This window comes from Comamonas sp. B-9 (genome assembly GCF_000410635.1).
In the GTDB taxonomy this organism is placed as follows: domain Bacteria; phylum Pseudomonadota; class Gammaproteobacteria; order Burkholderiales; family Burkholderiaceae_C; genus Comamonas.
In genome coordinates this window covers 1-6,253 of record NZ_KE148666.1, presented here as the reverse complement: position 1 = coordinate 6,253, position 6,253 = coordinate 1, and the positions used below count along the sequence as shown (strand labels likewise).

Genomic DNA, 6,253 nt, shown 5'->3' with positions numbered 1-6,253 from the left:
ATACGGCGGCCCAGCACCCGCTGGGCAGCGGCAGCCTGCTGGCCCAGTCGGTGGGCGAAGTGGGCATTGGCGAGCGTATGCTGGTGCTGCGCCTGGGCCAGGAGGGCCTGCGAGCCAGCACCCAGCGCCTGCAGGACGCGGCGCTGACTCCGCGCGAAACGGAAGTGCTGGGCTGGCTGGCCAAGGGCAAGACCAACCGCGACATCGCGCAGATCCTGGGCATGAGCCCGCGCACCGTCAACAAGCACCTGGAGCATGTGTTTGAAAAGCTCGGCGTGGAGACCCGTGCTGCGGCGGCAGCCATCGTCAGCGGGTCGTTGGCGGCGTAAGCTCGGTGAAAGCCATAGGAAGGCTACGGATATTGCTTGGCTTGAAAGCCCCTGGTTGCGGGCCAAACGGCTTGCGCCAGCGCAAATAAATGTCCATCACTGCCTCTGGGCGCACGACATTTCGCCCAAGGCTTACGACATTTCAACTATCAATATTGATAGCAGCCCTGATAAACCGTGGTTGAGCCGGGCGGCCATTTGGCTTTAAGTTCGCGAAAAAAGCCTTTGTCAAAAACTCGAAACACTCAGGAAAAACAAGGGTTTACCTTAGAAAAAACCCCAGTCTGTTCTCGTTAGGATGGCACTCTTTTTCCCATTCAAGAGAGACAAGCCGTTATGAACAAGATGATGCAATGGACTGCACTGGCCCTGGCGGCCGCTACCGCCACCGGCGCCTATGCCGACGCCTCCTACCCCAACAAGCCCATCACCATCGTCGTGCCATTCACGGCAGGCGGCCCCACCGACCGCGTGGCACGCGACCTGGCCGAAGCGCTGCGCAAGCCCCTCAACGGCGTGACCGTGGTCATCGACAACGCCGACGGCGCCGGCAGCACCATTGGCATGGCCAAGGCCGCACGTGCCAAGCCAGACGGCTACACGCTGCTGCTCAACCACATCGGCGTGGCCACGGCCCCCATCCTCTACCGCAAGCTGTCCTTCGATGTGACCAAGGACTTCGAATACCTGGGCATCATCAACGACGTGCCGATGACCCTGATCGGCAAGCCCACCCTGGCACCGAACAACTACAAGGAACTGGCCGCCTACCTGAACAAGGAAAAGGACAAGGTCAACCTGGCCAATGCCGGTATCGGTTCTGCCTCGCACCTGTGCGGCCTGCTGCTGCAAAGCACCCTGAAGATCCCGCTGACCGCCGTGCCATACAAGGGCGCCGCACCGGCGATTGCCGACCTGATGGGCAACCAGGTCGATGTGCTCTGCGACCAGACCACCAACACCACCGGCCAGATTGAGGGCAAGAAGGTCAAGGCCTATGCGGTGACCACCAACAAGCGCCTGACCACGCCATCGCTCAAGGACCTGCCGACCCTGCAGGAAGAAGGCCTGAACGGCTTTGAAGTGACGATCTGGCACGGTCTGTACGCCCCCAAGGGCACGCCGGCCGACATCCTGAAAAAGGTCAACGACGCGCTGAAGGTCGCCTTGAAGGACCCCGAGTTCATCAAGAAGTCCGAAAACCTGAGCGCCGTGGTCGCCACCGACCAGCGCATCACGCCCGAAGGCCACAAGGCCTTTGTGCAGGCCGAGATCGCCAAGTGGACGCCGATCATCAAGGCCGCAGGCACCTTCGCCGACTGATCCTCAGCCCCCATGCAAAAAGACTGCCTCGGCAGTCTTTTTTCGTTGGCGTGAGAACGTTGCTGAGCGATCAGCCGCCCCAGACCACATCGGCCTGCTCGGCCTCACTGCGGCGCAGCATCTCGATAAAGGGCACCGCCCGCTGCTTGAGGCCGACGCTGGCCTTCACATCCTGGCCATCGGCGTCTTCGGGGTCCTGGTCCAGATCCTGGGTTTTGGCCGCCTGCGCACGCTCGTCCTCAGCGGCCACGGCGGCCTGCAGCGCAGCAATGGCCTGCGGAATCTGGTCGGTGGTGATGATGCCGCGTGGCGAGGCGTCCTTGCCGATGATCTGCAGCACCTTGCGGGCATCGGGCTCGAGCATGATCATGTCTGCAGTGGCCTGCGATTTGAATTTGAATAGCACGGTGCGCTCCTTATCGATACATATAGTCCCGGGTGAACGGGTATTGTGATTGTGCACCAGGCATGGTCCCTGTCGTCATCGATCTATCGGGCATGACAGCCAGCATCTGGTGCAGCGCCACCCAGCCATGCTCAAAACCGGTGGCGCAGCCGGCCAGGTAGAGGCGGTAGGCGCGCAGCGTTTTGGCCGCCTGCGCGGGGTTGCCCTTGTGTGAGAGGATGGCCAGCGCCTCGTCCAGCTGCGCCTCCAGCGCATCGGACCAGGCCCACAAGGTCTTGGCGTAATGGGGGCGCAGGTTGTCGGTGTCCACCATCTCCCAGCCGGCATGGGCCATCTCTTCGAGCACGGCGCTGACATGGATCAGCTCGCCGCCAGGGAAGATGTATTTCTCGATGAAATCGCCCATGCCCGCGCCCAGCTGTTCGTTGTCGGTGCCGCCAGCGGTGATGCCGTGGTTCATCAGCAAGCCGCCGGGCTTGATCAGGCGCTTGAGCACGCTGAAGTACTCCTGCATATGCGCGCGGCCCACATGCTCGAACATGCCCACCGAGGCGAGCTTGTCAAAAGGCTGGTCCACCTGCAGCTGGCGGTAGTCGCTCAGCAGCATCCGGACGCGGCCCTGCAGGCCTTTTTGTTCGATCAGCCGGTTGACATAGGCATGCTGGTTCTTCGACAAGGTGATGCCGGTGCCCTCGATGCCGTAGTGCTCGGCTGCCCACAAGAGCAGGCCACCCCAGCCGGCGCCCACATCCAGAAAACGCTCGCCGGGCTGCAGCCGCAGCTTGCGGCAGATCAGATCGAGCTTGGCCTCCTGCGCCTGCGCCAGGCTGTAGCCGGGCTCGGCATAGTAGGCGCAGGAGTAGACGCGGCGCGGGTCCAGCCACAGGCCGTAGAAGTCGTCCGAGACGTCATAGTGGAACTGGATCTGCTCGGAATCCTTGGTCAGCGTATGGAGCGCTGCCGAGCGGGAGCGCGCCAGCAGCCGGCTCCACCAGGTCGAGCGTGCGGCCACCGGGTCGGCGGGCATCAAGGCCACCGCTGCGGCCATGGCATCGCGCATCGTGCCTTCGATCTCGACATGGCCCTCGACGATGGCCGCGCCGACCACCCCCACATCGCCCGCCGCCAGCGAGGCCAGCGCCGCCGCATTGTGGCAACGGATACGTACTTGCGCCTGGTCCGGCGGACCGATCCATCCGCCCTGGGGCATGGAGATGGCAACCAACACTGGCAAACCCGCCAGCTTCTCTTCGAGCTTGGACTGCAGGATATTCATGCCACTTATTGTGTGACGCCGCTCCGCGCCGTCAATGGCATTTGTCTGACACACCTACTGACAGCATATGTATAAAAGATACAGCGAGCAGCGCCGATCAAGCGCGCTTAGCATTGCCCAGCGACCATGTCCACATCCCTGCCCTCCGACCCGACCCGCCCTTCAAACCCCGCGATTTTGCAGGGTTTGGCCGCGCTGCAAGCGCGCTTTCCAGACCATGACTGGGTGGTGCTGCAAGCCGACCCGGATACCTGCCATGTCTGGCGCCTGGCACCGCAAAACGCGTCACCTATTCGACACGATCTGCCACTGGGCTATGGCCAATTGGCAACACAGTACCTGAGCCGGGCATCGGCAGGTGCCGGCCAGGTGGAGCAGGTGATTGAGCTGGTGGAGGACCAGATCATGCCGCTGACCCGCAGCTGGCCAGCGCCGGGGCCCCAGCTGGCTTTGCTGTGCCGCGCGCCGGACATGGCAGCCCTCGCGGCGCAACTGCACGATCCGCAAGCTGCCCTGCAGACGACCGACGCCATCGAGCAGCTGTTCAACCGCTATGCCCAGTACATGATGGGCGGCAGCCACGGCGGCCTGCAGCTGTCCCCGGCGCAGGCGGCACTGTTGATAGTGCTGCGCGAATGCCTGCACCACTGGGGCTGCCAGCAGGTCGCGCTGCAGGTCGCTCCGCCTGAGGTCAGCGCGCCTCGCGGCTGAGGCCATCGACGGTCTGGAACAGCGCCTGCCGCGCCTGGCTGATGATCTGCCCCTTCCAGGCCACGCTCTCGTCGTAGAAGGCTTCGCGCATCTGCTGGTGGATGGCGGCTTGCTGGTCTGCCGGCGCCTCGGGGTGCTGGTGCAGCCAGTGGTCGGCGCGCAAGGCATCCAGGGTGGCATGCACGGGCAGCACACCGTACTCCAGGGCCATGCCGGTAAAGGCGGCCTGCGGGCATTCCTGCGCCACGCTGTTCCACAGCAAGCCGGTCAGCGGCGGCGACGAGGAGCTGCCATCGTCCAGCGAGGTGACTGGCGTGGCACCAGCGCCATCCCACCAGCGGCGCGCCCGCGCCAGCATGGCCGCATCGCCGGGCGGGCCGGTAAAGATGCGCTCGCCATAGCCATTGGGGCCCAGGCCGGTGTGCACGTCGATCCAGGCAATCTGGCGCGCCTGGCTGCCGTGCTGGCGCAGCACCTGGCGCAGGGTCTGGTTGCTCCAGGTGGGGGCCTGGCCGCCAAAGAACACGCCTTGCGGATGGCGGTACTGGCCCTGGGCGACCGCGGCCTGCCAGGCCTTGAGGCCATGCGCGTCGATAAAGTCCTGCATCGCCTGCTGCACCTGGGCCGTGGGCGACCACTGGGCGGGCACGATCACCTCATGCAGTTGGTCATAAGCCGGGTTGCCCGGCAGCGGCTGGGAGAAATCGACAAAGTTGCGGTTCAGGTCGACGTTCTCCTGCGTCACCCGCCGGCCGTAGGAAAAGCCATGGGGGTTGAGCGCATGCACATAGAGCACGGCCACGCCGGCGTTGCGTGCCTTGTCCAACCACTCGGCATCGCGCAGCGCATAGACCTGCACGCCGCTGCCGCAGTAGCCTTCGATGCCATGGCAGGCGCTGCTGAGGATCAGCAGCTGGTCGGCGTCCATCGCGCCATCGCGGGCCACATCCATGGCCAACGCTTCGCCCTCTACCCCGGTCAACGGATGGAGCTGTGACTGCAGCGCCAGGCCGGCGGAGGCTGCGGCCTCGAGAAACTGCTGGCGTGCTGCAGCATAGCTGGCTGAAAAGGCTTGTTCTACGGCGCTCATGCGGCGATACCTCCGTGGCGGATGTCGGCATTGACCATGCGCTCGACCTGCACCGCACAGTCATAAAAGGACGGTGCGCGTCCGATATCGGTCAGCTGCTGGTGGGTCAGCTCATTGACGTTGGTGCCATTGGGCCCGTCCTTGCGCCACCAGATGCCCAGCCCCACCACCACGCCGGGCCGGGCGCGGCCATTGATGCTGGCATGGCAGACATGCTCACCCCGGCCGTTGAAGACGCGCACCAGATCGCCATCGGCAATCTCTCGGCTTTGCGCATCGCTGGGGTGCATCTCCAGCATCGGGCGCTCTTCGGCACTGCGCAGCTTGCGCACGTTGACGAAGGTGGAATTGAGAAAGTTGCGCGCCGGCGGCGAGATCATCGCCAGCGGATGGCTGGCCGTGGGCAGCTCATGGTTGGGCAGGTAGTCGGGCAAGGGGTTGATGCCCATGGCCTCCAATGCCGCACTGTGGAACTCGCACTTGCCCGAGGGCGTCGCAAAGCCGCCCTCGGCAAAAGGGGCGTCGGGCAGGTCCTGCGCGACAAAGCCCTGGTCCAGCAGCTGCTCAAACGGGATGCGCGTGGGGTCGACCGCCTGGCGGCACAGTTCCTCGTCGCTGTCGGCAAAATGCGGCGCGGCAAAGGCACTGTCGTAGCGCGCCATTTGGGCCGCCAGGTCGCGGAAGATCTGCGCATTGCTGCGCGCCTGGCCCAGCGGCGCAATGGCCGGGCGGTTGAGCAGCACATCGGTATGGCCGTAGCTGGTGTGGATGTCCCAGTGCTCGAGCTGGCTGGTGGCGGGCAGCACATAGTCGGCATAGTCGGCCGTGTCGGTCATGAAGTGCTCCAGCACCACGGTGAACAGATCCTCGCGGGCAAAGCCCTGGACCACCTTGGCCGAATCGGGGGCGACGGCTACCGGGTTGCTGTTGTAGCAGATGAGCGCAGCAATCTGCGGGCCAAACTCGGCGCTGGCGGGCTTGAGCAGCGCATCGCCAATCGTGCTCATGTTGACGGTGCGGGGCTGGCGCGCGCCCAAGAGCGCCGGCATCTGCAGCGCCCCCCGGCGCGCCGGGGCTGACGAGGAGCTCGACAGCAGCAGGCCGCCTGCGCGGTGACG

The 6,253-nt window shown here is 64.7% G+C and carries 7 protein-coding genes; 3 read left to right on the top strand and 4 right to left on the bottom strand.

Annotation, left to right across the window (positions count from 1 at the left end):
- Together H928_RS33825 and H928_RS0123320 are read left to right on the top strand one after the other, a co-directional pair.
- Window positions 1–329: helix-turn-helix transcriptional regulator (locus H928_RS33825; protein WP_239645062.1), on the top strand; the 329-nt coding region annotated here is incomplete at its 5' end.
- A 336-nt stretch (window positions 330–665) separates the two neighbouring features.
- Window positions 666–1,652 (top strand): tripartite tricarboxylate transporter substrate-binding protein, encoded by a 987-nt coding sequence (locus H928_RS0123320; RefSeq protein WP_021028656.1) that lies wholly within the window; start codon window positions 666–668, stop codon window positions 1,650–1,652.
- A gap of 70 nt (window positions 1,653–1,722) precedes the next feature.
- Here the strand turns inward: H928_RS0123320 and H928_RS0123315 are convergent, their stop codons facing one another.
- Both H928_RS0123315 and H928_RS0123310 read right to left on the bottom strand, forming a co-directional pair.
- On the bottom strand, window positions 1,723–2,058 hold the full coding sequence (locus H928_RS0123315; protein ID WP_027011318.1) for a DUF1840 domain-containing protein: 336 nt from the start codon (window positions 2,056–2,058) through the stop codon (window positions 1,723–1,725).
- 10 nt (window positions 2,059–2,068) lie between these two features.
- Window positions 2,069–3,334: a class I SAM-dependent methyltransferase gene (locus H928_RS0123310; protein ID WP_027011317.1), complete on the bottom strand. Its 1,266-nt coding sequence runs from the start codon at window positions 3,332–3,334 to the stop codon at window positions 2,069–2,071.
- A gap of 126 nt (window positions 3,335–3,460) precedes the next feature.
- Here H928_RS0123310 and H928_RS0123305 point away from each other — a divergent pair, with 126 nt between their 5' ends.
- Window positions 3,461–4,045 (top strand): hypothetical protein, encoded by a 585-nt coding sequence (locus H928_RS0123305; protein ID WP_148293277.1) that lies wholly within the window; start codon window positions 3,461–3,463, stop codon window positions 4,043–4,045.
- Here the strand turns inward: H928_RS0123305 and H928_RS0123300 are convergent.
- Both H928_RS0123300 and H928_RS29505 read right to left on the bottom strand, forming a co-directional pair.
- Window positions 4,026–5,135 (bottom strand): M14 family metallopeptidase, encoded by a 1,110-nt coding sequence (locus H928_RS0123300; protein ID WP_021028654.1) that lies wholly within the window; start codon window positions 5,133–5,135, stop codon window positions 4,026–4,028. The two genes, H928_RS0123305 and H928_RS0123300, sit on opposite strands and share 20 nt — an antisense overlap.
- A partial coding sequence (locus H928_RS29505; protein ID WP_021028653.1) for a molybdopterin-dependent oxidoreductase occupies window positions 5,132–6,253 on the bottom strand: 1,122 nt, incomplete at its 5' end. The genes H928_RS29505 and H928_RS0123300, both read right to left, overlap by 4 nt.